This is a genomic window from Halorarum halophilum (assembly GCF_013401515.1).
Taxonomy (GTDB): Archaea; Halobacteriota; Halobacteria; order Halobacteriales; family Haloferacaceae; genus Halorarum; species Halorarum halophilum.
Map to the genome: position 1 here is coordinate 1,600,434 of NZ_CP058529.1, position 23,656 is coordinate 1,624,089.

26 protein-coding genes are annotated in these 23,656 nt (G+C 70.1%); 12 read left to right on the plus strand and 14 right to left on the minus strand.

The window, feature by feature from the left end:
- Positions 1-73: 73 nt before the first annotated feature.
- The 3 genes from HUG10_RS08145 (at position 74) to HUG10_RS08155 (ending at position 2,477) form a co-directional block, all read left to right on the plus strand.
- Entirely contained in the window at positions 74-343 is a 270-nt protein-coding gene (locus tag HUG10_RS08145) for a hypothetical protein (protein WP_179169099.1), read from the plus strand.
- A gap of 151 nt (positions 344-494) precedes the next feature.
- Complete coding sequence (locus tag HUG10_RS08150) at positions 495-1,376, plus strand: CbiX/SirB N-terminal domain-containing protein (RefSeq protein WP_179169100.1); 882 nt, start codon at positions 495-497, stop codon at positions 1,374-1,376.
- A complete protein-coding gene (locus HUG10_RS08155; RefSeq protein WP_179169101.1) occupies positions 1,377-2,477 on the plus strand; it encodes a DR2241 family protein in 1,101 nt (366 codons plus the stop codon).
- 21 nt (positions 2,478-2,498) lie between these two features.
- Here HUG10_RS08155 and HUG10_RS08160 read toward each other — a convergent pair whose 3' ends face one another.
- The 3 genes from HUG10_RS08160 to HUG10_RS08170 all read right to left on the minus strand — a co-directional run bounded on the left by HUG10_RS08160 (position 2,499) and on the right by HUG10_RS08170 (position 4,776).
- Positions 2,499-3,101 carry a DUF7524 family protein gene (locus tag HUG10_RS08160; RefSeq protein ID WP_179169102.1) on the minus strand — a complete coding sequence of 201 codons (603 nt, stop codon included), beginning with the start codon at positions 3,099-3,101 and terminating at the stop codon, positions 2,499-2,501.
- Positions 3,102-3,154: 53 nt separating this feature from the next.
- On the minus strand, positions 3,155-3,349 hold the full coding sequence (locus HUG10_RS08165) for a methytransferase partner Trm112 (RefSeq protein WP_179169103.1): 195 nt from the start codon (positions 3,347-3,349) through the stop codon (positions 3,155-3,157).
- Between the two features lie 104 nt (positions 3,350-3,453).
- On the minus strand, positions 3,454-4,776 hold the full coding sequence (locus HUG10_RS08170; RefSeq protein ID WP_179169104.1) for an adenylosuccinate synthase: 1,323 nt from the start codon (positions 4,774-4,776) through the stop codon (positions 3,454-3,456).
- A 293-nt stretch (positions 4,777-5,069) separates the two neighbouring features.
- Here HUG10_RS08170 and HUG10_RS08175 point away from each other — a divergent pair, with 293 nt between their 5' ends.
- Positions 5,070-5,375: a hypothetical protein gene (locus tag HUG10_RS08175; protein ID WP_179169105.1), complete on the plus strand. Its 306-nt coding sequence runs from the start codon at positions 5,070-5,072 to the stop codon at positions 5,373-5,375.
- 21 nt (positions 5,376-5,396) lie between these two features.
- Here the strand turns inward: HUG10_RS08175 and HUG10_RS08180 are convergent, their stop codons facing one another.
- The 5 genes from HUG10_RS08180 to HUG10_RS08200 form a co-directional block, all read right to left on the minus strand.
- Positions 5,397-7,784 (minus strand): DUF7527 domain-containing protein, encoded by a 2,388-nt coding sequence (locus tag HUG10_RS08180; protein ID WP_179169106.1) that lies wholly within the window; start codon positions 7,782-7,784, stop codon positions 5,397-5,399.
- A gap of 228 nt (positions 7,785-8,012) precedes the next feature.
- On the minus strand, positions 8,013-8,312 hold the full coding sequence (locus tag HUG10_RS08185; RefSeq protein WP_218780663.1) for a DUF7410 domain-containing protein: 300 nt from the start codon (positions 8,310-8,312) through the stop codon (positions 8,013-8,015).
- Positions 8,309-9,694, minus strand: a complete 1,386-nt coding sequence (locus HUG10_RS08190) for a hypothetical protein (protein WP_218780664.1) — start codon at positions 9,692-9,694, stop codon at positions 8,309-8,311. Before HUG10_RS08190 ends, HUG10_RS08185 begins: the two co-directional genes overlap by 4 nt.
- A gap of 64 nt (positions 9,695-9,758) precedes the next feature.
- Positions 9,759-10,172, minus strand: coding sequence for a DUF488 family protein, N3 subclade (locus HUG10_RS08195; protein ID WP_246310240.1), 414 nt, complete (start codon positions 10,170-10,172; stop codon positions 9,759-9,761).
- 101 nt (positions 10,173-10,273) lie between these two features.
- Entirely contained in the window at positions 10,274-10,429 is a 156-nt protein-coding gene (locus HUG10_RS08200) for a DUF7563 family protein (protein WP_179169108.1), read from the minus strand.
- 123 nt (positions 10,430-10,552) lie between these two features.
- Between HUG10_RS08200 and HUG10_RS08205 the strand changes: the two genes are divergently transcribed.
- Entirely contained in the window at positions 10,553-11,416 is an 864-nt protein-coding gene (locus tag HUG10_RS08205) for a cytochrome c oxidase subunit 3 (RefSeq protein WP_179169109.1), read from the plus strand.
- Between the two features lie 17 nt (positions 11,417-11,433).
- Here the strand turns inward: HUG10_RS08205 and HUG10_RS08210 are convergent, their stop codons facing one another.
- The gene (locus tag HUG10_RS08210; RefSeq protein ID WP_179169110.1) at positions 11,434-11,655 is read right to left on the minus strand and encodes a CDGSH iron-sulfur domain-containing protein; all 222 of its coding nucleotides are present in this window, start codon (positions 11,653-11,655) and stop codon (positions 11,434-11,436) included.
- Between the two features lie 127 nt (positions 11,656-11,782).
- On the opposite strand from HUG10_RS08210, the gene HUG10_RS08215 reads away from it, so the two are divergent.
- Positions 11,783-13,405, plus strand: coding sequence for a potassium channel family protein (locus tag HUG10_RS08215; RefSeq protein WP_179169111.1), 1,623 nt, complete (start codon positions 11,783-11,785; stop codon positions 13,403-13,405).
- Here HUG10_RS08215 and HUG10_RS08220 read toward each other — a convergent pair.
- Positions 13,386-14,006 carry a DUF998 domain-containing protein gene (locus tag HUG10_RS08220; protein WP_179169112.1) on the minus strand — a complete coding sequence of 207 codons (621 nt, stop codon included), beginning with the start codon at positions 14,004-14,006 and terminating at the stop codon, positions 13,386-13,388. The genes HUG10_RS08215 and HUG10_RS08220 overlap by 20 nt on opposite strands.
- A 149-nt stretch (positions 14,007-14,155) precedes the next feature.
- Here HUG10_RS08220 and HUG10_RS08225 point away from each other — a divergent pair, with 149 nt between their 5' ends.
- Complete coding sequence (locus HUG10_RS08225; protein WP_179169113.1) at positions 14,156-14,953, plus strand: aldo/keto reductase; 798 nt, start codon at positions 14,156-14,158, stop codon at positions 14,951-14,953.
- Positions 14,954-15,008: 55 nt separating this feature from the next.
- Here HUG10_RS08225 and HUG10_RS08230 read toward each other — a convergent pair whose 3' ends face one another.
- Positions 15,009-16,169, minus strand: a complete 1,161-nt coding sequence (locus HUG10_RS08230; protein WP_179169114.1) for a mechanosensitive ion channel family protein — start codon at positions 16,167-16,169, stop codon at positions 15,009-15,011.
- Positions 16,170-16,264: 95 nt separating this feature from the next.
- On the opposite strand from HUG10_RS08230, the gene HUG10_RS08235 reads away from it, so the two are divergent.
- Entirely contained in the window at positions 16,265-16,759 is a 495-nt protein-coding gene (locus tag HUG10_RS08235; protein ID WP_179169115.1) for a metal-dependent hydrolase, read from the plus strand.
- Between the two features lie 73 nt (positions 16,760-16,832).
- Here the strand turns inward: HUG10_RS08235 and HUG10_RS08240 are convergent, their stop codons facing one another.
- Entirely contained in the window at positions 16,833-17,489 is a 657-nt protein-coding gene (locus HUG10_RS08240; protein WP_179169116.1) for a dihydrofolate reductase family protein, read from the minus strand.
- Positions 17,490-17,734: 245 nt separating this feature from the next.
- Between HUG10_RS08240 and HUG10_RS08245 the strand changes: the two genes are divergently transcribed.
- Positions 17,735-18,331, plus strand: coding sequence for a peroxidase-related enzyme (locus tag HUG10_RS08245; RefSeq protein ID WP_179169117.1), 597 nt, complete (start codon positions 17,735-17,737; stop codon positions 18,329-18,331).
- A gap of 58 nt (positions 18,332-18,389) precedes the next feature.
- On the opposite strand, the gene HUG10_RS08250 is transcribed toward HUG10_RS08245, so the two are convergent.
- Positions 18,390-18,587, minus strand: coding sequence for a heavy-metal-associated domain-containing protein (locus tag HUG10_RS08250; RefSeq protein ID WP_179169118.1), 198 nt, complete (start codon positions 18,585-18,587; stop codon positions 18,390-18,392).
- A gap of 181 nt (positions 18,588-18,768) precedes the next feature.
- Here HUG10_RS08250 and HUG10_RS08255 point away from each other — a divergent pair, with 181 nt between their 5' ends.
- Entirely contained in the window at positions 18,769-21,348 is a 2,580-nt protein-coding gene (locus tag HUG10_RS08255; protein ID WP_179169119.1) for a heavy metal translocating P-type ATPase, read from the plus strand.
- Positions 21,349-21,493: 145 nt separating this feature from the next.
- On the opposite strand, the gene HUG10_RS08260 is transcribed toward HUG10_RS08255, so the two are convergent.
- On the minus strand, positions 21,494-22,348 hold the full coding sequence (locus HUG10_RS08260; RefSeq protein WP_179169120.1) for a TrmB family transcriptional regulator: 855 nt from the start codon (positions 22,346-22,348) through the stop codon (positions 21,494-21,496).
- Positions 22,349-22,734: 386 nt separating this feature from the next.
- Between HUG10_RS08260 and HUG10_RS22095 the strand changes: the two genes are divergently transcribed.
- Both HUG10_RS22095 and HUG10_RS22100 read left to right on the plus strand, forming a co-directional pair.
- Positions 22,735-23,037, plus strand: a complete 303-nt coding sequence (locus HUG10_RS22095) for a TrmB family transcriptional regulator (RefSeq protein ID WP_321169542.1) — start codon at positions 22,735-22,737, stop codon at positions 23,035-23,037.
- A complete protein-coding gene (locus HUG10_RS22100; RefSeq protein ID WP_321169543.1) occupies positions 23,037-23,450 on the plus strand; it encodes a TrmB family transcriptional regulator sugar-binding domain-containing protein in 414 nt (137 codons plus the stop codon). Before HUG10_RS22095 ends, HUG10_RS22100 begins: the two co-directional genes overlap by 1 nt.
- The last annotated feature ends 206 nt before the right edge of the window (positions 23,451-23,656 follow it).

Here is a 23,656-nt window from a genome sequence, read left to right on the forward strand (position 1 = left end):
GTTTCTGTATCGGCCCCTACAGAAAGGTAATTCAGATTACCCTTTTGGGCGCGGGGGCCCGTCGTTCACGTGCATGAGGTCACAGGCACCGGACACGGACGACCCGCTCCTGGAGTCGCTCCGGGGTCCCGATCCGAACGGTTCGCTCGCGGTATCGCTCGCGGTCGCGCTGGCCGTGGTACTCGGCGTCCTCGCGACGACGGCGCCGGTCGCCGCGCTCGCGGCGGTCGCGCTCGTCGCCGGCGGCTACCTCCTCGCGGGGGTGCGTCGGCGCGCTCGCGAGGGGACGGGGCGGCAGCGACGGCTCTGCGTCCCCCGGACGACGGTCTGCGTGGAGGTGTGAGACGACGGACGAGACGTCGATCCGGTCGTCGTAGTCCCCCTTCGGCCCTCCACCCAATCCCGGTACATCGACCCGGTTTCGAGTTCTCACAGGCCGCTCGACGCACTCCGCGTTCGAAGGCGATAAGGCCGGCCACACCTTGCCTTCGGCCATGAGTCAGGCGCTGGTGATCGTCGCCCACGGATCCCACCTGAACCCGGACTCGAGCGCCCCCACCTTCCGGCACGCGGACACCATCCGCGCGACCGGCGCGTTCGACGAGGTCCGGACCGGCTTCTGGAAGGAGGAGCCCAGCCTCCGCGAGGTGCTCCGCACGGTCGAGGCCGAGGAGGTGGTCGTGGTCCCGATGTTCATCTCGGAGGGGTACTTCACCGAGCAGGTCATCCCCCGCGAACTCCGCCTCGACGGCTGGGACGTGACCGACTGGGACTCCGACGGCCTCTCCGCGGACGTGGCGACCTACGCCGCGACGGACACCGGTCAGACGGTCCACTACTGCGGCCCCGTCGGCACCCACGGGTCGATGACCGACGTGCTAGTGCGCCGGGCCGAGAGCGTCACCGGGGACCCCGACGTGGGCGAGGGGTTCGGCTTCGCCGTCGTCGGCCACGGCACCGAGCGCAACGAGAACTCCGCGAAGGCCATCGAGTACCACGCCGACCGCGTCCGCGACATGGATCGGTTCGACGAGGTCGAGGCGCTGTACATGGACGAGGAACCCGAGGTGGACGACCTCCCCGACTACTTCGAGACCGAGGACGTCGTGCTCGTCCCGCTGTTCGTCGCCGACGGCTTCCACACCCAGGAGGACATTCCGGAGGACGTCGGCCTCACCGACGACTACCGGACCGGCTACGACGTGCCGGCCGCGGTCGAGGGCCACCGCGTCTGGTACGCCGGTGCGGTCGGCACGGAACCCCTGCTGGCCGACGTCGTCCTCGAACGGGCGGCCGACGCGGGCGCCGACGTGGGGAGCGCCGTCGAGGACGTGCGCGAGACGACGCGGGTGGCGACCCCGGAGGCCGACGACTGAATGCAGTCCGCCCAGTTCGACGCCCTCGTCGAGGCCGCGGCCGGGGGTGACGACGGGAGCGAGGGCGTCGACTTCGAGGGCCTGCGCGTCCGCCGCGGGGCCGACGGCGGCTTCCGGTTCGAGACGCCGGACGTGACCGCGACCGGGCTCTCGGAGGCCGAACTCCGCGCCCACGCGGAGGGCTCGCCGTACGTGACCAACTGGTACGTCTGGGAGCGTGACGTGCGGCGACACGGGCGGCCCCGACGTGCCTTCCTTCGCCGAGCCGAAGCCGCCGACGACCTCCCGGTTCCGGAGCGGTACGAGGCGCTCCGCGATGGCATGGTCACCGAGTGGGGACAGCTCCGCATCGAGGCGACGCTGGGCGACCACGGCGCCCGTCGGTACGAACTGCGACACGTCGACGACGCCGGCCGCGACGCCGACGAACTCGATCACCACGACGACCCCCTCGACGCTCGCGTGCTGGCGAAACTGGACGACGACGGCCGCTACCGGCCGCTCAAGACGGCACCCACGCTCCGGACCGGGTGGGTCTTCCAGTCGCTCGACTGGCACGCCGCGCTCGAGGCCATCGAGGCGTTCTACCCCGCCACCGTGGCGAACTGGTACCGCGAGCGGGAGGGCGACCTGGACGTGAGCCACTGGCGCGAGACCGCGGAGCGACAGACCGGCATCTACGACGTGGTCGACGAGCTCCCCCGCGAGGCCGTCGAGCACGTCGCCGAGGCCTGCTGCGTGGACTCCCAGTGCCTGAAGCGCCGGGAGTGGGAGTACGAGGCGGGCGACGAGCTCGCCGCCGACGGCGGCACCGGCCCGTTCCCGTGTCGGGAGCCGTGTTCGCTCGTCGTCGCGGCGGCGCGGAAGTGGACGTTCCTGGAGCGGGAGGAGGAGCGGGAGTACACGTTCACGCTGACGCCGAGCGAGAAGGAGCAGGTCGAGGACATCGTCGACGCCGTCGCCGACGGCCGGGTCGGGGAGATCCGCGAGGCGGACGTCGGCGAGGGCGCGAACCGCTACCGGGCGCGGTACCTCCGCGCGAAGCGGATGGACGAGGAGGGGAACCTCGACGGGGGTCCGACGGAGGACGGCGCGGAGTAACGGGGGACGGCGCGGAGTAGCTCAGGACCGGAGCACGTACACGGCGGCGCCGACCGAGAGGACGACCGCGAACAGGCCGAGCATCACGACGAGGCTGTCGAGCAGCATCGCGGCGAGCGCGGCCAGGAGCAGCGCGAGTACCGCGAACCCGGCGACGAGCAGCGTGACCGAGTCGGCGTCGGGCGGGTCGACGCTCCCGACGATCGTGGCGGGGTCGTCCTCCTCGTCGGACTCCCCCTCGTCGACGGCGCTCCCCCCCGGGTGCGAGAGCGACTCGTCGACGTCGACGCTCTTCGGGCGCTCCCGGGGAACGAGCGTGATCTCCACGCCGGTTCCGTCCGCGCCGTGGCCCGTGATCAGTTCGAGGGTACCGCTCACCGGCTCGTCCACGTCGGCCACGTCGACGTGGACGCGGCTCGTCCGCCCCTCCTCGACGTAGTGGTTCGTCTCGCCCACCGCCGTGAGGTCGGCGAGCCGGTCGCGGAACCGGAGGTGGACGTGCACCGCCTTCCCCTGGTTGTCCAGCACCACGGTGAACGGCCCGTCGGCCGTGAACGAGGCCGGTGCGTCCGCTTCGTTCAACCGCCGGCGGTTGAGAACGACGCTCAGCGTCTCCGAGGGCACGTCCGGAGATTGCGGGTCTCGGGAATAAAGGTTCTCGTGGCTGGCCGAACCGTTCAGGCCTCCCGCATGTCCGGCGGGAGGAGGTTCGGGATGCCGTCCTCGATCGGGTACTCCTCGCCGCAGTCAGTGCAGGTGAGCGTCCCGGAGAGGATCTCGCCGTCGTCCTCCCCGTCGCGCTCGTCGACCGAGAGCTCCAGGTCGTGCTTGTCGAGCGGGCAGCAGACGATGTCCAAGAGGGACTCCTTCATTACGCGTTTGGTCGCCCGGACCGGCCAAAAGCCTACGGGTTCGATTATCGGTGGACCGGGTCGAGTAGCGGCGAGACAAGAGCCGGCGAGGCCCCGGTGCAGACCTACTCCCAGGGGTTCGTCCGGACGACCGTCTCCGCGCGGTCGGGGCCGACGCCGATCGCGTAGACGGGCGCGTCGACCTGCTCCTCCACGTACTCGAGGTACTCCCGGGCCGCGTCGGGGATGGCCGAGTAGCCCTCCTCGGCGACGGCGGACCAGTCGACCTCGGGCCACGGCTCGAACTCCCGGAGCACCGGCTCGCACCGGCCCCACTCCTCGGTCGTCGCGGGCATCGACTCCAGCGTCTCCCCGTCGAGTTCGTAGGCGTGTCCGACCTGGACCTCGTCGAGGCCGGCGAGCACGTCGACGTGGTTGACGGCGATGCCGGTGAAGCCGTTCGTGCGCGCGGCGTGGCGGAGCATCGGCACGTCGAGCCAGCCGATGCGGCGCGGCCGACCGGTGACGGTGCCGAACTCGCCGCCCTTCTCGCGGATGAAGTCCGCCAGTTCCTCGTCCTCGCCGACCAGTTCGGTCGGGAGGGGGCCGGTGCCGACGCGCGAGAGGTACGCCTTCACGACGCCGACGACCTCGCCCTGTCCGACGACGGTCGGGCCGACGCCGGTGCCCACTGCTGCCCCGCCCGCGGTCGGGTTCGAGGAGGTGACGTACGGGTAGATGCCGTGGTCGATGTCGATGGAGGTTCCCTGCGCGCCCTCGAACATGACGTTCCGCCCCGCCTCGCGCTGCTCGTGGAGGAAGTCGCTGCTGTTGACGGTCATGTCCTCGTCGGCGAGGCGCTCGCCGATGGCGGCGAACTCCTCGTGGAGCGCGTCGACGTCGCACTCGTCGCCCGCCTCGAGGCCGAACACGTCCTCGATGAGCGCGCGCTTCTGGGGGACGACGTACTCCAGCCGGTCGCGAAGCACGTCGGGGTCGAGGAGGTCGCCGACGCGGACGCCGCGCCGGCCCGCCTTGTCCTCGTACGTCGGGCCGATGCCGCGGCCGGTCGTGCCGGCCGCGAGGTCGGAGTCGGACTTCGCCTCCTCCTCAATGCCGTCGAGCCGACGGTGGTACGGGAGGATGACGTGCGCACGGCGGGCGACGCGGACGTCGGGGTCGAGCCCGCGCTCGCGGAGCGTGTCGAGTTCGTCGAACAGGGTCCGAGGGTTGACGACGCAGCCGTTGCCGAGCACGCCCACCTTGTCGCGGACGGCGCCCGAGGGGACGAGCGAGAGCGCGTACTCCTCGCCGCCCTCTACGACGGTGTGGCCGGCGTTGTCGCCGCCCTGATACCGGACGACGACGTCGGCGTCCCCGCCCCAGAGGTCGACGAGCGCGCCCTTGCCCTCGTCGCCGAGCTGGGAGCCGACGATAGTTACGGTCATTCCGTCGCTCACTTCCGCGCCACCCGGTAAACCGATTACGGTCCTGCGGCGTTGAGTGGGCACGTTCGTGCCGGAAGCGCCCGTCGCCCAGCCGTCCCCTATCCTCGGACGTGTATCGACCGCCGGCGAGCCCGGCCGACGGTGGCGAGGGGCGCGACCGCCGTCTCAGCGGCCGCGAACGGAACTGTTAACTCTTCACACCCGAAAGTCGGACCACTCCGTTCTCGTCTTCCGTCCCGGCCCCGGGTCGGAGGGCAACGTTTAAAACCCGCACGCACAAGTTAACATGTGGCATGATAGATCGACTTGAGAAGGAGGTGGACATGCTGGAGCGGCACCTCCAAGTCCTCCGGATGGTCATCGAGAACGAACCGATCGGCATCGTGAAGATGTCGAACGAAACAGGCTACCCGCACCACAAGGTCCGGTACTCCCTGCGCGTCCTCGAGGAGGAGAACCTCATCGAGCCGTCGAGTCAGGGCGCCATCACGACCGAGCGGACCGCCGAGTTCGTCGACGAACTGGACGACAAACTCGACGACATCACCGACAAGATCGGCGGCATGCGCATCGAGAACGCGCCCGAAGTCGAGAACTGAGCGGACGACGGAATTCTCGTTCTACAGCTCCGGGACGTTCACGTGGAACTCCCCGTCTCGCGATTCGACGAGACACAGGTGGAAGCCGCGCTTTCGCGACATCTTCACGAAGCTCTTCTGTTTGCCGCGACTGAGTAGCCCGCCGCCGGTCGCGTCCGCGACGGCCTCGAGCGCGCCCGGTTCGAAGAACGAGGCGGTGACGTGGAACGCCGCCGCCAGCCCGTCGTACTGGTCGGCGACCTGGCTGGACCCCTCGACGAGGCCGTCGAGCATCGACTCGTTCGTCGCCTCCCGCGAGTCGGTGACGTTCGCGACGAACAGCGGGTCACCCATCCGGTCGCGCAGGACGACGTCGAACGTCCGCTCCTCGCTCTTCTTCCCCTGTTCGTCCACGAGGTCGACGACGCCGTCGAGTTCGGCCCGGTCGATCTTCGGGATGGCCTCGTACAGGTCCCGCATCGCCGACACGTTCCCCGTGTCCTGGATCTCGTACAGCAGGGTCCTGACGACCCACGCGACGAAGCCGTACTCGATGGTGTCCCGGAGCCACTCCTCGTAGGGGCGCCCGTCGACGACCGCGTAGTCGTCGTCGAACTCGGTGTGCACCTCCATCCGGAGGTTCTCGTCGACCTCCTCGCGGGAGGCGTGGCCCGCGTGGGCCTTCTCCAGCGTGCCGGCACCCTTCGAGTCGTACCGGACGAACAGGTTCGTCCCGGACAGCGCCCGCTCCGGCTGGACGGTCCGCCCCTCCGGCGCGGCGTCCCCGTCGGCCTCCGAGAGCCGCGTGCGGGCGTCGGCCAGTTCGGACTGCAGGGTCTCGACGCGACCCTCCAGCCGCTCGTTCTCCTCCCGGAGTCGCTCGACCGTCGCGTGCGCCTCGGTCAGTTCCTCGCGGGTCGCGGCGAGCTCCCCGGCGACCTCCTCGTGCGCGCTCCGGGCGCGCTGGAGGTCGCGACGGAGCTCCGCCGTCCCCGCGGCGTCGCTTCCCTCCGCCGATTCCGGCGGGGACTGGGCCGAGGACTCGGAAGCCGACTCCCCCACCGCGTTCGACGGCTCGTCGGCGGACGCGGCGTCCGGTCCCTCCTGCCGTTCGTCGTCGGCCTCGCTCCGCGGCCGCGGTCTCGCAGCCGCGCTCCCCGCGACCGCGTCGCTCGACGCCGTCCCTTCCGCCCCGCTCGGTACGCTCACCCCGGTCTCGTCCGGATCGAGCGACGGGATCGAGCGCGTCTCGCGCCACTGCTCCTCGGCGGAGAACGGGTCGGACTCGGAGGCCGCGACCGCGTCGGTCGGTTCGGCGTCGCGCCGCAGTTTCTCCTCGCGCGTCTGTTCCCGGTACCGCGGCGGCGACTCCCCGGGAGCGGCCGGCGGGGGACCGCCGGCTTCGCTCCCATCGGCGTCCGTCGCGTCGGCACCGGCGGCCTCCCCGGATGGAGATTCGACCGCCGACGTCCCCGCGGCCGCGTCCGAGGGTTCGTCCGTCGACGCGTCCACCGCTTCGGCCCCCGTCGTCCGTGACTCGGCATCCGGGCGGTCGGCGTCGTCCTCCCCCGGTTCGGGTGCCGGCCCCTCGGCGCTCCCGTCGTCCGCCGACTCCTCGACCGCCGGCGAGGGATCGGACTCGATGGTGACGCTCCCGGGGTCCGCGACGTCTGGTTGGTCCGCCGCGGGCCCCTCGTTCCGGGGGTCCTCCCCCGTCGACCCGACCGAACCCTCCGCGTCCTCCCCGCTTTCCGCGGCGTCCACTGTCGCCGCCGTGGTACCGACACCCGCGGCGCCAGCACCCGCGCCGCCGGCGTCGGGAACCGCGCCGGTCTCGGACGGTTCGTCGGCGCCCGCCGCGACCGACTCGGTCGGCTCCGGTTCAGGTTCGGGTTCGGGCACGTCTATGACGTCGACGTCGACCGTCCGGACCTCGTAGATGCCCACCTCGTCGTCCGCGCGCTCGAACGCCTCGTCGCCGGTGAGCGTCTCGCGGCGGGTGCCGACGAACGCGCACGCGAGCCTGCGACCGCCGTGGTAGACCACGTAGTAGTCGCCCGAGAGCACGTTCTCGGAGAGTTCGACGAAGCCGGTGAAGTTGCCGGCCGAGAGCGTCCGGTCGGCCTCGGAGAGGGGGGTGTCGTTCGTGTAGTACTTCGCCTTCGTCTCCCCGCCCCGCTCGCGCATCGCGAAGAGGAGGGGGAGGGAGGGGTCGGGCGCGGCGTACGCCGTCCCGTCGGCGTCCTCGAAGGACTCGACGGTCCCGTCCGAGACGCCGACGAAGCGGCCGTTCAGGACGAACAGCCACGCCGTCCCGTCGGTGACCGCCCCCGTGAACTCCCGGTCCGCGAGCTCGTGGAGGCCGTCGTATCCCCCCGAATACGGCTCCGACCTCCAGCCGGTCACCGTATCGATTGTTTCGCTGTCCATTGCCGGTAGTTCGCCGCGTGCCACGCAAATACTTTCCGCCTGATGTGACGGACGTCTTACGTCCTCTCGGAGCGTCGCGTGTCTGTTTTCAGTCAAGAGGGAGCGATAGTATCCAACTCCTACTGCCAGTGTAGCCGACTCCTACCCTGGAATCACCCGCCGCACCCACCTGAAGTTGCCTCGGACCGTCGGCATCGATGGGCGGGCGGGTCGATCCGCACCGATCGGTCAGCCGGCCACCGCGTACGTGAACAGGAACCCGAAATAGAGGAGGACGAGCAGGCCGAGCGCGACGATCTGGAACCGCCGGAGGTCCGCCCCTTCATCCTCGCTGGCTGCGGCGTAGGCGGCGCGCTCGTCCTCCGTCAGGTCCCGGTGGTCGAGTCCGAGGTGGAGGTCGCGGTGACGCTCGCGGGCGAACGGCGCCCCGCACCGGGGACACTCGTGGACGGTCGCCCCGTCGGGGATGTCGAGTGCGGGGCGGGCGTCGGCGGCGGAATCGGCGTCCGGGTCGGCGTTCCGGGTCATACGAACGGCGGCGCACCTCCCGGGCGCGTGATGATCCAGAGGCTCACCATCGTGTAGGCGACCATCGCCGCCGTCACCCCATACTGGCTACGGATCGCCTGCAGGCGGTCGGGGAACAGGTCGTACGCGGTCGCGTGCGCGACCCACACAGCGAGCAGGTGGCCCGCGAGCACCGCCGCGATGCCGACCCCGCCGAACCACCCCGGGACGACCAGCTGCGGGGGCGACGGCGGCGGCGAGAGCGGCGCGGCGACGACGGTGACGAGCGTCGGCGCGAGCGCGAGGACGGAGCCGAGGTTGTGCGCGAGGTGGTAGCCCGCCGCGATTGCGAGCAGCGACGGGGCGAACCGGCGGGCGAGCGCGGCCGTCGAGACGAACGTGTCCGCGTAGCGTCGGGCGGCCCGCACGGCGGCGAGGTAGGCGGCGAGGAACAGCGCGAACCCGCCGACCATCCCCGTCGCGTAGATCACCAGCGGATGGAGGCCCGCCAGGAACAGCGCCCGGGCGAACTCCGCCCAGGCAGCGGTGCCGACGAAGCCGTCGAACGTCGTCACGAACAGCACCGCGACGACGAACGCCACGTCGCACCGGCCCCGCATCCACCCGGCGTCGGTGAGTCCCATCCCCGGCAGCCGGAGGCGCAGGCCGTCGTCGGTTCTCGCGAGCGGCGCGACGCGCCCGTAGGCGGCCAGCAGCCGCGAGACGGGGTCGGCGTTGGCGAACCACGTCCCGGCGCCGAAGACGACGCTGCCGGCGAGCGAGACCAGGCCGTAGGCGACGACGACGGCGGTCAGCAGCCGCGGATCGTCCGCGAGCGGCGTCACGACCTCGAGGTAGACGAGCGCGAGCAGGCCGACCACGGCCGGCCAGCGTCCCCAGGAGTCGGGGTACGGGCGATCGATCGAGGGGAGCGCGATCGCGATCGTCCGGAAGGGGTTGACGACCGGCCAGGCGTCGCCGACGAGGTAGGCGGTCGCGACGTAGGCGCCCCACCACGCCACCCACACGAGGAGCACCGCCGCGTTCCGACCGCCCACGTCGGGGCCGAACGCGCCCGCGACGAGCACGAGCGCGAGGGCCCCGAGCCCGAGCGCCCTGCCGGCGAGCGTCACGAGGCGGCCGGGACCTCCCACCACGTCGCCCCAGGCGTCCAGTCGTCGGACGTACGCGCGGTCGGTGACGAACGAGGCGAGCAGGAACGAGGCCCCGATGACGCCGCCGCCCGTGGCGAGGAACAGCCACGTCGGGACGGCGAGGCTCCCGGCGCCGGCGCCCCGGACGCCGCCGGCGTGTGCGAGCGCCCGTCCGGACAGGGACAGCAGTGTGAGCAACGAGATCCCGACGAGGAACGAGCGGGGGCGCGGGAGGGCGCGTCGGGTCATCGGCGACGGTTCGAACGGGCGTCGGGAGTAGCTTCCGGAATCGACGTCGTCGTCCCGGTCGGCCCTACTCGAGTTCCTCGCGCAGGATCGTCCGGTGGCACCGCTTCTTCGCCGTGTTCTCGTAGCAGACGAGCGCGACGTCCTCGCCGCCGTTGAGCGCCGTGCGGAGGTCGTCCACGGCCTCCGCGGCCGCCGGCGCCGAGCCGAGGTGCTCGCGATAGCGGTCCGCGAAATCCACCTGGTCCCACGCGGCGTTGTGCGCCTCCTCGTCGCAGAGCCCCGCGATCTTGAGGTCCTCCTCGGCCTGCTTCACGTCGTCTAACAGGTCCTCCGGCGGTCCGAGCGCGGGGCGATTCTCGTCGACCGCGCCCGCGAACCACCGGGTCGGGCGCCGAACGACCCCGACCAATCGCGTCCCCGCCGGGAGGTCGACGAGGTCGTGCTGGAGCGCGGCGACGTACGTGTCGTGGAGCGCCACGTTCACTGGTGAGACGTAATCGGACAAAAGGGTTCGTGGGAGCCCGGTTCGCGGGAGGGCGGCCGTCGCGGGGCCGGGGTGTCGTGTCCGGCGGCCCGTCGCTACACCCGTTTCGAACGCGCCTCTCGCACCCCCGAACCGTCGCGGACCATGTCCTCACACGACGGGCAGACGCGGACGGTCGACATCCCCTGCGGGGCGAACACGCGGACGTATCGCTCGGTGACGAACGATTCACAGTTCCGGCACTCCGGCATACGTCGCCACCTGCGTTCCGGACGACCGTAGTCCTATCGAAAGTCGTGCGGGTGAGTGACAGACGTGGACGGCCTCCGACGCGGATGGAGGGATTTTTGGTTCGGGACGGGCAACCCCGGAGCATGGCTACGGAAACGGAAGACGCCCACGACGAGGGGCACCACCTCCCGGCGGTCGAGGACTGGCCGCGCGGGTTCGGTGAAGCCTCCTGGTGGCCGTTCGTCACCGCGCTCGGCGCCGCCGGGATCTACGTCGGCGCCGCGCTGTTCCTGATGGGGACCTCCGGCATCGTGCCGACGCTGGCCGGGCCGGTCATCTTCGTCGGCAGCATCGGCGTGTTCCTCGTGGGGTTGTACGGCTGGCTGTACCACGCCTTCGTCACCCATTTCTGGGAGCGCGGCGCCGACGAACACAGCGCCTCGAAGCTCCGGTGGGGGATGATCGCGTTCCTGATCTCCGAGGTCGCGACCTTCAGCGCCGGCTTCACCTACTTCATCTTCATCCGCGCGAACGCGTGGCCCCCCGAAGGTGCCGAACTCCCACCCCTCCTCGGCTCGCTCGTCATCATCAACACGGCGCTCCTGCTCGCCTCGTCGGTGACGCTCCACTTCGCCCACGAGGCCATTCGCGAGGACAAGCGGGGCCGCTTCCTCGGCCTCCTCGGCGCGACGCTGCTCCTCGGCATCGTGTTCATCGGCGGCCAGGTGTACGAGTACTACGAGTTCATCGCACACGAGGAGTTCACGCTCACGAGCGGCGTCTTCGGCTCGGCGTTCTACGGCCTGACCGGCCTCCACGGCCTCCACGTCTCGATGGGCGCCGTACTGCTCGGCATCGTGTTCGCCCGGGCGCTGATGGGCCAGTACTCGGCCGAGCGCCACGTCTCCGTGACGACCGCCTCGATGTACTGGCACTTCGTCGACGCCGTCTGGATCATCCTCGTCGCGGTGCTGTACGTCGGCGCCGAACTCAACGCCGGGATCTGACCACCGGCGACCCGCCCTTACTCGCGCAGCCGCAGTTCCTCGATCTCCCGCCGCTCGCCGTCCTCGTACTTGTAGCGGACGCCGTCCTCCTCGTCCTCCGTCGCGCGGTGCGAGCCGTCACAGAACGGCCGTTCGGCGCTCAGCCCGCACATGCACACCGCCACGTCGCCGTACTCGGGGTCGATGTCCGACTCGTCGAGTCTCACCGGTCCGGTCGCCTCGTGGGTGACTTCGCGCATGGCGGGAGGTCCGGGGGTCGCGGACGTAACCGTGTCGCCGCGATCGGTTGCGGCGAGCGGTGGTGTACACTGATTTGGTCTGCCGGAGTCGACGGGGATTTTAACGGCTGGTCACGCAACGCCCGGTATGACGAATGCCAGCCGGCGCGTCGTCGAATACTTGCTCGGCGCGCTCGGTCTGATGGTCCTGTTGGCGTTCGTCTACCAGTGGGGACTGTCAACGTTCGAGGGTGCGGAGGTGGACTACGTCCACGCGCTGTACGTCGTCGTGGAGACGTTCACGACGACCGGGTTCGGCCTCGACGTCGAGCGGTGGACGACCGACCGGATGTACCTGTTGATGATCGGGCTCCAGCTCGCTGGGGTCGGGCTCATCTTCCTCGCGCTCCCGGCGGTCATCGTCCCGCTCGTCGACGAGGCGCTCTCCTCCTCCCCGCCCGAATCGGTCGACCTGACCGGCCACGTCGTCATCTGCTCGTTCACCCCGCGCGGGGAGACCCTGGTTCGGGAACTGGACGCCAACGACCAGCCGTACGCTATCGTCGAGCCCGACCGCGACCGCGCCGTGGAACTCGCGGCCGAGCACTCCGTCGTCCACGGCGACCCGGAGGACGTGGATACGCTCCGGGCGGCGAGCGCGGCGGACGCACGGGCGCTCGTCGCCGACGCGGACGACGAGACGAACGCGAGCATCGTGCTCTCGGCCCGCGAGGTCTCCGAGGACCTCCGAATCATCAGCCTCGTCGAGAAGGAGGACGTGGCCGACTACCACCGCTACGCCGGAGCCGACGAGGTCGTCTCCCCCCGGCGGGGACTCGGACGGAGCCTCGGCGGGAAGGCGACCCAGATCGTCTCCGACGAACTCGGCGAGGCCGTCGAACTCGGCGAGGATCTGGAGATCGCGGAGTTGCTGATCCACCGCGATAGCCCGCTCGCCGACAGCACCGTCGCCGAGTCCCGGATCGGCGAACGGACGGGGGCCAACGTCATCGGCGCCTGGGTCCGGGGCGAGTTCGAGTCGCCGCCCGCCCCCGACCGCGTGCTCGACGAGCACACAGTGATCCTCGTGGCGGGCCGCGAGGAACAGCTCGAGGCGCTGAAACAGCTGACCCTCTCGGAGACTCGCCGGCACCGGCGGGGGCCGGTCATCGTCGCCGGCTACGGCGTCGTCGGCCGCGCCGCGGCCTCGCAACTCGCGGCCACCGACGACGTCGTCGTCGTCGACCTCGAGGACAAGGGCGGCGTGGACGTCGTCGGCGACGCGACCGAGCGCTCGACCCTGGAGGAGGCCGGCATCGACGAGGCCCGGAGCGTCCTCATCACGCTGGGATCGGACACGACGACCGTGTTCGCGGCACTCGCGGTGAAACAGGTCGCCCCGGAGGTGGAGGTCATCGCTCGCGCGAACGACGCCGAGAGCGTGCCGAAGCTCTACCGCGCCGGCGCCGGCTACGTGCTGGCGCTCTCGACGGTCGCGGGCCGCATGCTCGCCTCCCACCTCCTGGAGGAGGAGGTGCTCCGGCCGGAGTCGCAGGTCCAGCTCGTCCGCGTCACCGCGCCGAACCTGGGCGGGAGGACGCTCGCCGACGCCGAGGTCCGGGCGAGGACCGGCTGTTCGGTCGTCGCCATCGAGCGCGACGGCGAGATGCGCGGGGACGTCGGACCGAACACGGTCGTCCGCGAGGACGACACGCTCGTCATCGCCGGGACGGACGAGGCGGTAGCACGGTTCAACGAGCGGCTCGCCTGATCCGTGACGGGCGGATCGGCGCGACCGGCGACCCCGCGACCGCCCACCCGACGAACAGGAGCGCGCCGAGGAGTTCCGGGAGCGCCAGCCCCGGCCCGGGTCGAACCCCGGCCAGCCACGCCGCCCACCCGAGCACGTGGACCGCGGCCGCCACGAGCGCGGCCCGGCCGGTCGGGGACTGTCGGCGCCGAACGCCGTCGGCGACCAGCGTGACCGTGAGCAGGAGGTAGAAGGCGAGCGCCATCGGGAAGTGGAGCGGCGTGCCGGCCGGAAACGCGCCGACGCCCGCCATCGACAGCATCGCCAGCGCGAACGTGACCGCCGGCACCGGTGACTGTCCGTCCCCCTCACGGTGGAGCGCCCAGGCGTACGGGAGCGCGAGCAGCCCCCCGCAGATCAGGGCGCCGTTGAAGAGGGGAGCCGTCCCCCCCGCGACCCCGAGATCCGAGAGCGCGTTGGCGGACCAGGAGAACCACGGGGCCAGCGCGGTGGCCCCGACGATGGCGAGGACCGTACCGACGCCCGCCGCCGCGCCAACCGCGGCGGCGACGCTGGTCCGCCCTGGAGTCTGGTCGGTGCGAGCGGTTCCGTCAGAACCCATCGCCTGACGGTGTCAGCCGGGGACGATAGTGATACTGGAACGCCCGGAACCACGTGGACAGTTTTCCGGCCGACCGCGGACACTTCCTGAGCCGCGGAACCCCCTTCCGGCCCCGCACGCTTTTGCGCGCTCCGCCCCCACGGAGTCCCGTGACGCTCTCGCTCCCGCCGCTCGGCCTTGGTACGTCCAACATCGACGACCGCGAGGAGTGCGCCGAAACGGTCGCACGCGCCCTCGAAGCGGGCTACCGCCACGTCGACACCGCACAGATGTACGACAACGAAGCGGGCGTCGGCGAGGGCATCGCCCGCGCGGACGTCCCGCGCGAGGAGGTGGTGCTCGCGACGAAGATCGAACCGGGGAACCTCGCGTACGACGACGCGAAGCGCACCGCCCGCGAGTCGCTCGACCGACTCGGCGTCGACTCGGTCGACATGCTGTACGTCCACTGGCCCACCAAGGCGTACGACCCCGAGGAAACGCTTCAGGCGATGGACGAACTCCGCGAGGAGGGGGTCTGTGACCACGTCTGCCTGTCGAACTTCACGCCGGACCTGCTCGACGAGGCGCACGACCTGCTGGACTCGCCGGTCGCCGCCCACCAGGTCGAGTGCCACCCGCGCTTCCGTCAGGACGAACTCCGCGCGTACGCCCGGGAACACGGCCATCACCTGGTCGGCTACTCCCCGCTCGGACGCGGCGACCTGCTCGACGACCCGGACATCTCGGAGATCGCCGACGAGCACGACACCACGGCCGCAGCTGTCTGTCTGGCGTGGGCGTTCGCCCAGGACGCCCTCGTTCCCATCCCCAAGGGACGGGGCGACCACGTGGAGGCGAACCTGGCGGCGCGGGAAGTGGAGCTCGACGAGGCGGCCCTCGAGCGCATCGACGGCCTGGCGGAGGAGCGGTTCGTCGACCCGGACTCGGCCGCCTGGAACCGGTGATCGGCGAGCGGGGGATCGGGTCGGCTACCGGCGGGTCGGCTCCTCCCTTCCGACGCTAATCGTCGCCGAACCGACCCTCCGACCTGCCGCCCGGCATCGTCTCGTCGCTCGACGTCGCGCCCTCGACCGGCGCGGTCGGCGCCATCGACCCGTTCCCCTCGATCGACCGCACGTCGTCCCGCATCGTGACGACCCGCTGTGGGAACGGGATCTCGATCCCCGCCTCCCGGAGCCCGTCGTAGATGCCGCGGTTCAGCCGGTGGGTCGCCTTCGCGTTCCTCGTTGGCGAGGCGACCCAGCAGAGCAGTTCGTACCGGAGCGCCGAGTCGCCGAACGAGCGGAAGCGCATCCGCGGCCGCGGCGAGTCGAGGACGAGCGACTCGTCCGCCGCGACGTCGAGCACGAGCGACTCGAACTCGTCGAGGTCGGTGCCGTAGGCGACGCCGATCGGCACCCGGATGCGACGGCGGCGGCCGGGCGCGGACTGGTTGATCACCTTCGCGGCGTTGAGCACGGAGTTGGGGACGGTGACGAGCACCTCGTCGCGGGTCTGGAGCGTCGTCGAGCGGACGCCGACCTTCACGACCGTGCCGGCCTCGCCCGAGTCGAGTTCGACGTAGTCGCCGACGCGGTAGGTGTCGTCGAAGTAGAGGGCGATGCCGCCGAAGAAGTTGGCGACGGTGTCCTTCGCGGCGAAGCCGACCGCGATGCCGGCGATGCCGGCGCCCGCGAGCAGCGGCGAGACGTCGATCTCCCAGATGGAGAGGGTGATCGCCAGCGCGCCCACGAGGACGACCAGCGTCCAGACGTTGGAGATGACCGGCGCGAAGTCGTAGCGGGCGCCGGACTCCTGGAGGTAGCCGACCGTCCGGTTCACCACGCCGTTGAGCGCCCAGGCCCACAGCAGGACGACCGTCGTGAGGGCGGGGCGACCGAAGTAGAACTCGAGGGCTTCGGCTGAAACGGGCACCGCGGCGACGACGCCCGGGATCCGCGTGAGCGCGAAGACCCCGACGAGCGCGAAGGTGAGCACGAGCGGGAGCCTGAGCGATTCGAGCACGAGTTCGTCCAGTTCCGTCTCCGTCCGGGCGACCGCGTGCCGCGCGACCCTGACGAGGACGACCTCCGTGACTACGGCCGCGCCGAGGGAGGCGACGAGCACGAGGGCCGCCGCCTGCCACGGCGGGAGGGCGTTCAGCGTCGTGACGAGATTCATGCCGCTCGGAAGCCGGCTGAGGACATATACCTTCCCCGTCACGTCCGCCGTTCTCGTTCCGTCCCCTTATCCGTGATTCCGCACAACTCCACGCCGTGTACCGAACGGGACACGTCGGCGTGTCGCTGTCGCTGTTCGCGCCGGTCGGCTACTGGCTGGTCACCAGCGGATACATCGCGCTCGCGGCCCTGGTCGGCGCGACGTTCGTGGCGCTGGCGATGCTGCCGGACTGTGACCACCGCCTCCCGGGGGTCTCTCACCGCGGGCCGACCCACTCGCTGTTGTTCGCCGCGCTTGTCGGGGGCGCCTTCGCGTACCTCGGCGCGCAGGTCGAGCCGGTGCTGGACGTGGCGGTCCCGGCCGGACTCTCCATGTCCGGCTTCGGCTTCCTGCTCGGGTTCGGGTCGGTGCTGGCGCACCTCCTTGCGGACGTGATCACGCCGATGGGGGTGAACTTCCTGTGGCCGCACCCGCACCGGTCGTCGCTGAACGTCGTCCCGTCGAAGGATCCGACGTGGAACGTCGGGCTGTTCGTCATCGGCGTCGTCTCGACCGGGTGGTCGATGGGGCACGCCTTCGGGTTGTTGTGAGTACGAACTTCGGGTTCGGACGTCGCTGCCCGGTCGAGTGCTCGTAATAGTCGGGTACCGCTCTTACGGCTGCTTACTCCGCCACGTCCTCGAGCGCGAACGAGCTGTAATCGATCTCCCCCGCCCGCTCGTACCGGAGCATCTGGACCCCCGTGCTCGACGTCTCGACGTCCGTCAGTTCGAGGGCCGCGGGGATCGTCCCGTCGCCGAACAGCCGCTTTCCGTCCCCCAGGACCAGGGGGAACACCCAGATCCAGAACTCGTCGACGAGGTCGTGTGCGAGCAGCGTCTGGATCAGGTCGCTGCTCCCCTGCACCATGATCGTGTCCCCGCGCTCCGTCTCGAGGTCCTCGACGGCCTCCGCGACGTCGCCCGAGAGGAGCGTCGAGTTGTTCCACTCCACCGCGTCGAGGGTCCTGGAGGCGACGTACTTCGGCATGCTGTTCAGTTTCGTCGCCACGGGATCGCCCTCCGCGTCGACGTTGGGCCAGTGCGCGGCGAAGATCTCGTACGTCCGCCTGCCGAGCAGCAGCGCGTCGGCCTCGGCGAACTGATCGTCCATGATCTCGCCCATCTTATCGTCCCAGTAGTCGACCGTCCACCCTCCGTGCTCGAAGCCGCCGTCGCGGTCCTCGTCGGGACCACCCGGTGCCTGCATCACGCCGTCGAGCGTGAGGAACGTTCCGACGACGAGCTTTCCGGCCGATTCGTTCGGGTGATCATCGCTCATGCATCCGACTAACGTGAGAACGGGCGATAGCTGTACCGTCCACCAAGCGATTCACGGGGCGTTTCCCGGAAGCGTCGTGAACCGAGCGGTCGAATCGTGAACTGAACAGTCGAACGGGTCGGTAGCGAGCGACGCCACACAGCCGCATCGAGCCGAACCGAACCCGGCCAAGCGGGCGAAGCGCCACCCGACGGGGAGGGCCGACGCTTTAAGCCACATCTCCGCGAACCCACGGGACGGTACGCATGAGCGACGACACCTCCCCCGAACCCCGACTGAACGACGACGCCCAGCGACGGTTCCCCGTCCCCGACTACGACGACGTCCCCGAGGACCTGCGGGACCGGATCGCCGAGGAGACCGAGCGCGCCGGCTTCACGCCGAACGTGTTCGCCGCGCTCGCGTACAAGCCGAGCCACTTCCGGGCGTTCATGGCCTACCACGACGCGCTCGTCGACGACACGGAGCTCGACCGCGAGGAGGTGGAGATGATCGTCGTCGCCGTCTCCGGCCGGAACCACTGCCTCTACTGCAACGTCGCCCACGGCGCGCTCGTCCGCATCTACGCGAAGGACCCCGCGCTCGCGGACCAGCTCGTCTCGAACTACCGCACTGCCGACGTGAGCGACCAGCGGATGGCGATGCTGGACGTGGCGGTGAAGCTCACCGAGGAGCCCGATGGGGTGACGACCGACGACCTCGACATGCTCGTGGAGGCGGGCTACAGCGAGGAGGAGGTGTGGGACATCGGCGCCGTCGCCGCGTTCTTCAACCTCAGCAACCGGATGGCGACGTTCGCCGACTGGCGACCGAACGAGGAGTTCTACACGCTCGGCAGGTAGCCGTCGCTCGCGAGCGCGTGGACCGTCGGAAGGGAAGCGCGACCTGCGGTCGGTCGTCTCAGGCCGAGTCCGCCTCGTACGGGTCGGGCACCGCGGCGATGAGGTCGAGCGGGTCCGCGTCGCCCTCGACGGTCACGGTGTCCGTCTCCTCGTCCGCGGACGCGTCCTCAACGCCCTCGACCTCGCGCAGGGCGTTCTCGACGTTCTCCTCGCACCCGCTGCAGGTCATCCCGGTGACGCGAAGGTTCGTCGTCATGGGCGACAGTAGGCGCCGTGGACTCAAGCGAGTTACGGTCCGGCCGGTCGTCCGAACGCGGAGCCGGTTTCGTTCGTAATGTCGAGCATGCCCCCCACCCGAGGAATCCAAAGCAACGTCTGCTCTTACCCCCACCCTCGAAGGGACAACGTGCTTGAATGGGGAGCCCCTAGGGCTAGCCATGAACGACAGGGACCGGGTGACGATCGAGATACGGGGCATGACGTGCGCGAACTGCTCTGCCACCATCGAGGACGCGCTCGCGGACCTCGAGGGCGTCTCGGCGGACGTGAACTACGCGACCGACGAGGCGACGGTCGAGTACGACCCCGAGCGAACCCCCCTCGCGGCGGTGTTCGACGCGATCGAGGGTGCCGGCTACGAACCGATCGCCGAGACGGTCAACGTGGGCATCACCGGGATGACCTGCGCGAACTGCTCGGCCACCATCGAGGACGCCGTCGGCGGGTTGCCGGGCGTGCTCTCGGTCGACGCGAACTACGCGACCGACGAGGCGACCGTCCGGTACGCCCCGTCGGCGACCTCCCGGGCCGCCGTCTACGACGCCATCGAGGACGCTGGTTACGAACCCGTGCGCGACGAGGGCGGGGAGGCCGACGAGTCGGAGCGCCGCGACGCCGCCCGCAAGTCGGAGATCCGCCGACAGCTCAGGTTGACGCTGTTCGGCGCCGCGCTGGCGACGCCGCTGCTCGTCATGCTCGGCCTGGAACTGTTCGCCCCCGGGACGGTTCCGGAACAGGTTCCGGGCACGGGCCTCCCGTTCGGCTGGGTCGCGTTCGCGCTCGCGACGCCCGTCCAGGTCGTGCTCGGCAAGCCGTTCTACGAGAACTCCTACAAGGCGCTCGTCAGGAACCGGCGCGCGAACATGGACGTGCTCATCGCGCTCGGCTCGACGACGGCGTACGGCTACTCCGTCGTCGCCCTGCTCGGCGTGCTCCCCGAGGCGGGGCTGTACTTCGACACGGCCGCGCTCATCCTCGTGTTCATCACGCTCGGCAACTACCTCGAGGCGCGCTCGAAGGGCCAGGCGAGCGAGGCGCTCCGCTCGCTGCTGGAGATGGAGGCCGAGACGGCGACGGTCGTCAGAGAAGATGGCACCGAGGAGGAGGTCCCGCTGGAGGACGTCCAGGTCGGCGACCGCCTGAAGGTCCGGCCCGGCGAGAAGATCCCGACGGACGGCGTCGTCCGTGAGGGCGAGTCGGCCGTCGACGAGTCGATGGTCACCGGCGAGTCGATGCCGGTCGGGAAGGAGGCGGGCGACGAGGTCATCGGCTCGACCGTGAACGAGAACGGGGTGCTCGTCGTCGAGGCGACGAAGGTCGGCGAGGAGACGGCCATCCAGCAGATCGTCAAGCGGGTGAAGGAGGCGCAGGCCCGCCAGCCGGAGATCCAGAACGTCGCCGACCGCATCTCGGCGTACTTCGTCCCCGCGGTCATCGGCAACGCGGTCCTCTGGGGCGCGGTCTGGTTCCTCTTCCCCGAGGCGCTGGCCGGGTTCGTCGGCGGCCTGCCGCTGTGGGGGCTCGCGGCCGGCGGGCCGGGCGCCGTCGGCGCGACGGAGTTCGCCGTGCTCGTGTTCGCCTCCGCGGTGCTCATCGCCTGCCCCTGCGCGCTCGGCCTGGCGACGCCGGCGGCGACGATGGTCGGGACGAGCATCGGCGCCCAGCACGGCGTCCTGTTCGAGGGCGGGGATATCCTCGAACGGGTGAAGGACGTCGAGGCGGTCGTCTTCGACAAGACCGGGACGCTCACAGAGGGCGAGATGACGCTCACCGACGCCCGGGTCGTCACGCCCGCAGCGGACGGCGCGGTTCCCTCCGACGCCGAGGCCGACGTGCCGGCGGACGTCACCAAGGAGTTCCTGCTCGAGGTCGCTGCGACCGCCGAGAGCGGCAGCGAGCACCCCATCGGCGAGGCGATCGTCGCCGGGGCCCGCGAACGCGGCACCCGGGTCGGCGACCTCGACGTGCTCCAGAACGTCTCCGGCCGGGGCATCCGCGGACGGACCGAGCACGGGACGGTCGTCGTCGGCAAGCCCGACCTGCTCGCCGACGAGGGGGTCGAGACGGACCCCGCGCGCGACGCGATGGCGGACCTCGAGGAGGAGGGGAAGACGGCGGTCCTCGTCGCGCTCGACGGCGAACTCCTCGGCGTCCTCGCGGTCGCCGACGAGGTGAAGCCGAGCGCGCGCGAGGCCGTCTCCGCGCTCCGGGAGCGCGACGTGACGGTCCACATGATCACCGGCGACAACGAGCGCACCGCCCGCGCGGTCGCCCGCGAGGTCGGCATCGACGAGGCGAACGTCCGGGCCGGGGTGCTCCCCGAGGACAAGGCCGACGCCGTCGAGGCCATCCAGGCCGACGGCTCGCGGGCGATGATGGTGGGCGACGGCGTCAACGACGCGCCGGCGCTCGCGACCGCCTTCGTCGGCGTCGCCATCGGTTCGGGCACCGACGTGGCCATCGAGGCCGCCGACGTGACGCTGATGCGCTCGGACCCCCGCGACGTGGTGAAGGCCATCAACGTCTCCGAGGGGACGCTGACGAAGATCAAGCAGAACCTGTTCTGGGCGCTCGGCTACAACACGGCGATGATTCCCCTCGCCTCGCTCGGCCTGCTCCAGCCGGTGCTCGCGGCCGGGGCGATGGCGTTCTCCTCGGTGTCGGTGCTGACGAACAGCATGCTGTTCCGGAACTACGACCCGGACGAGCGCTACCGGCTGCTCGGCCGGTTCCGATAGCGGTCGTTCGCGGGCGGTTTCTCGGTGTGAGTCGGGACGACGCGACCGTTACGGGTGAGAAGGGAGACGACGCGACGACTCGATCGCTTCGATACGGGCGGAGCCGCACGAGCGACCGCGAGTGCGGTTCGAAGAACCGTCGAACTTACTCGTCCCCGGCACTGCCAGTGTCGGGTTCGGGCGTGGCGGGGTCGTCGATCGGCAGCAGCCCGGTCGCCATCAGCCGGCGGACGATCGTGACGAGCCCGTTGTCGAACCCCCGGCCGAACACCGCCTGCTCGTCCATCCGGTTCCCCGCATCGTCCTTGTGGGTCGAACTCACCAGGATCGTGCTCCGATCGACGAGCAGGAGCCGGCTGATCTCCGTGTCGTCGGAGGCCATGCTCGACTCGCTCAGCCACTCCAGCCCGGAGACGAACACCTCCGCGTCGGGAAGCGCCTCCTCGACCACCTCCTGTAACCCGGGGGCGATGGTCCCGATGACGATATCGACGCCCCGTTCCTGAGCCGCCAGTATCCGGTCGAGCAGCTTGTCGGTGAGCACCCCCTCGTGTCCGACGACGAGGACGAGCTCCCGGTCGGCTTCGTCGATCAGTTGCGTCGTCCGGTTCGCGATCGCCGACTCCCCCGAGAGCGACCAGACCTCGTGCGTGGTCGACGATTCGGCTTCCACCGTCACCGGTTCGATACCGCCGAGCGTCTCCCGAAGCGTTTCGGTTCGCTCCTCGTACTCGGTCCGGAGCGTCCCGGCCGCCTCGTCTATCGAGACGGCGCGGAACTGCTGAGGGCTCGAGTGCTGCACTTCGACGAGTCCCTTCGTTTCGAGCACCCGGATGGCATCGTAGACGCGGGTTCGAGGGACCTCCGAGATCTCGCTGATCTCCTTCGCCGTCCCCCCCGAAATCCGTGAAAGCGCCACGAACGACTTCGCTTCGTACTCCTTGAGCCCGAGCTGCTGAAGCAGTTCGACTGCCTGCTGTTGATTCGTGAGTTCATTCATGGGTCCCAACCATTGCCACCGGGAAACCGGTAGCCTCGCTACCGGATATGTGCCCTAGCGGAAAGGGGTTTCCGCTCCGGTATCGCGCCGGAGAGACGGGACTCGGAGCGGTCGATCGACGGTTCCGTCCGGACCGTCGAGGTCGCACAGCAGCCGGCGTTCGAGTGTCACTGAGATAGTTAAAATACCAGCCGGCACATCGGTCCCAGTGAGCGCCTCTCAGACGGGTTGCGTCCGATTCACTCACATAATCACAATAAGGATAAAGGGCGTGGGTGGTAAGCAGGTACTGGCGCACGGTCACGGAACGGGTCCCAACCACTCTGTTACCGTGCGTCCGACCTACCCATCAGGGTAGATTTACGGAGGAGGTCAGTGAGTTCACTATGGTTTCCGACCCCTCGGACGAGCCGCGTTCCGTCGTGATCGAGCAACTGGAGGCATTCGGGTTGAGCGCCTACGCCGCGCGGACGTTCGTCGCGCTCGTCAGTTTGGGGGAAGGGACAGCGCAGGACGTGAGCGACGTGTCCGACGTTCCCCGGACGCGCGTGTACGACGCGGTCGAGGAACTTCGGAGTCGGGGACTCGTCGACGTACAGCAGTCGACGCCCAAGCGGTTCTGGGCAATCTCGGCGGAGACGACCGGACGGCAGTTCGAGCGGGAGTACACGGACCGGGCGAACAGTTGATGGAGGCGCTCGACTCGCTCGAATCGGTCCACCGGACGGAGGAACAACGCGGCGTCTGGACCGTCACGGGACGCGACACCGTCACCGGTCGGGTGCTCGACTTCATCGAGGCGGCAGAGGAGGAGGTGGTCTACATGACCGTCGGCGACCTGCTCACGCACGAGATCGTCGAGCAGCTGCGAGCCGCGAGCGAGCGCGGCGTCTCCATCAGGATCGCGAGCATGTCGCGGACCGCCGAGGACGACATCCGCGAGGAGGTGCCCGACGCCGAGGTGTTCGAATCGCTGTGGAACTGGTCGGACACGCCCACGGGGCGGCTTCTCATGGTGGACGAGGATCGGACGCTCGTGAGCGTGCTCGTCCAGGGGTCCGGCGATCGGCCGTCGGAGGCCCGGGACGAGACGGCGATCTGAGGGTCGGGCGAGACCAACAGTCTCGTGACCGTGCTGAAGGCGGTGTTCACGTGGCAACTCGACGGGGATCGTGACCGAGGGTCGGGCGCGCTGTGACTCGGATGGTCACAAAACACCTATGTGTCTCGGTAGCATGGGAATACTGCGGCGAATCAGCGGGCGACAGCGGTCATCTTCTCGCGACCGTGCGAACGGGAGGACGGCCC

Coding starts and splice junctions, on each gene's coding strand:
- HUG10_RS08145 (WP_179169099.1), top strand. CDS start 74: ATGAGGTCACAGGCACCGGACACGGACGACCCGCTCCTGGAGTCGCTC.
- HUG10_RS08150 (WP_179169100.1), top strand. CDS start 495: ATGAGTCAGGCGCTGGTGATCGTCGCCCACGGATCCCACCTGAACCCG.
- HUG10_RS08155 (WP_179169101.1), top strand. CDS start 1,377: ATGCAGTCCGCCCAGTTCGACGCCCTCGTCGAGGCCGCGGCCGGGGGT.
- HUG10_RS08165 (WP_179169103.1), bottom strand. CDS start 3,349: ATGAAGGAGTCCCTCTTGGACATCGTCTGCTGCCCGCTCGACAAGCAC.
- HUG10_RS08170 (WP_179169104.1), bottom strand. CDS start 4,776: ATGACCGTAACTATCGTCGGCTCCCAGCTCGGCGACGAGGGCAAGGGC.
- HUG10_RS08175 (WP_179169105.1), top strand. CDS start 5,070: ATGATAGATCGACTTGAGAAGGAGGTGGACATGCTGGAGCGGCACCTC.
- HUG10_RS08180 (WP_179169106.1), bottom strand. CDS start 7,784: ATGGACAGCGAAACAATCGATACGGTGACCGGCTGGAGGTCGGAGCCG.
- HUG10_RS08185 (WP_218780663.1), bottom strand. CDS start 8,312: ATGACCCGGAACGCCGACCCGGACGCCGATTCCGCCGCCGACGCCCGC.
- HUG10_RS08190 (WP_218780664.1), bottom strand. CDS start 9,694: ATGACCCGACGCGCCCTCCCGCGCCCCCGCTCGTTCCTCGTCGGGATC.
- HUG10_RS08200 (WP_179169108.1), bottom strand. CDS start 10,429: ATGCCGGAGTGCCGGAACTGTGAATCGTTCGTCACCGAGCGATACGTC.
- HUG10_RS08205 (WP_179169109.1), top strand. CDS start 10,553: ATGGCTACGGAAACGGAAGACGCCCACGACGAGGGGCACCACCTCCCG.
- HUG10_RS08210 (WP_179169110.1), bottom strand. CDS start 11,655: ATGCGCGAAGTCACCCACGAGGCGACCGGACCGGTGAGACTCGACGAG.
- HUG10_RS08215 (WP_179169111.1), top strand. CDS start 11,783: ATGACGAATGCCAGCCGGCGCGTCGTCGAATACTTGCTCGGCGCGCTC.
- HUG10_RS08220 (WP_179169112.1), bottom strand. CDS start 14,006: ATGGGTTCTGACGGAACCGCTCGCACCGACCAGACTCCAGGGCGGACC.
- HUG10_RS08230 (WP_179169114.1), bottom strand. CDS start 16,169: ATGAATCTCGTCACGACGCTGAACGCCCTCCCGCCGTGGCAGGCGGCG.
- HUG10_RS08240 (WP_179169116.1), bottom strand. CDS start 17,489: ATGAGCGATGATCACCCGAACGAATCGGCCGGAAAGCTCGTCGTCGGA.
- HUG10_RS08245 (WP_179169117.1), top strand. CDS start 17,735: ATGAGCGACGACACCTCCCCCGAACCCCGACTGAACGACGACGCCCAG.
- HUG10_RS08250 (WP_179169118.1), bottom strand. CDS start 18,587: ATGACGACGAACCTTCGCGTCACCGGGATGACCTGCAGCGGGTGCGAG.
- HUG10_RS08255 (WP_179169119.1), top strand. CDS start 18,769: ATGAACGACAGGGACCGGGTGACGATCGAGATACGGGGCATGACGTGC.
- HUG10_RS08260 (WP_179169120.1), bottom strand. CDS start 22,348: ATGAATGAACTCACGAATCAACAGCAGGCAGTCGAACTGCTTCAGCAG.
- HUG10_RS22095 (WP_321169542.1), top strand. CDS start 22,735: ATGGTTTCCGACCCCTCGGACGAGCCGCGTTCCGTCGTGATCGAGCAA.
- HUG10_RS22100 (WP_321169543.1), top strand. CDS start 23,037: ATGGAGGCGCTCGACTCGCTCGAATCGGTCCACCGGACGGAGGAACAA.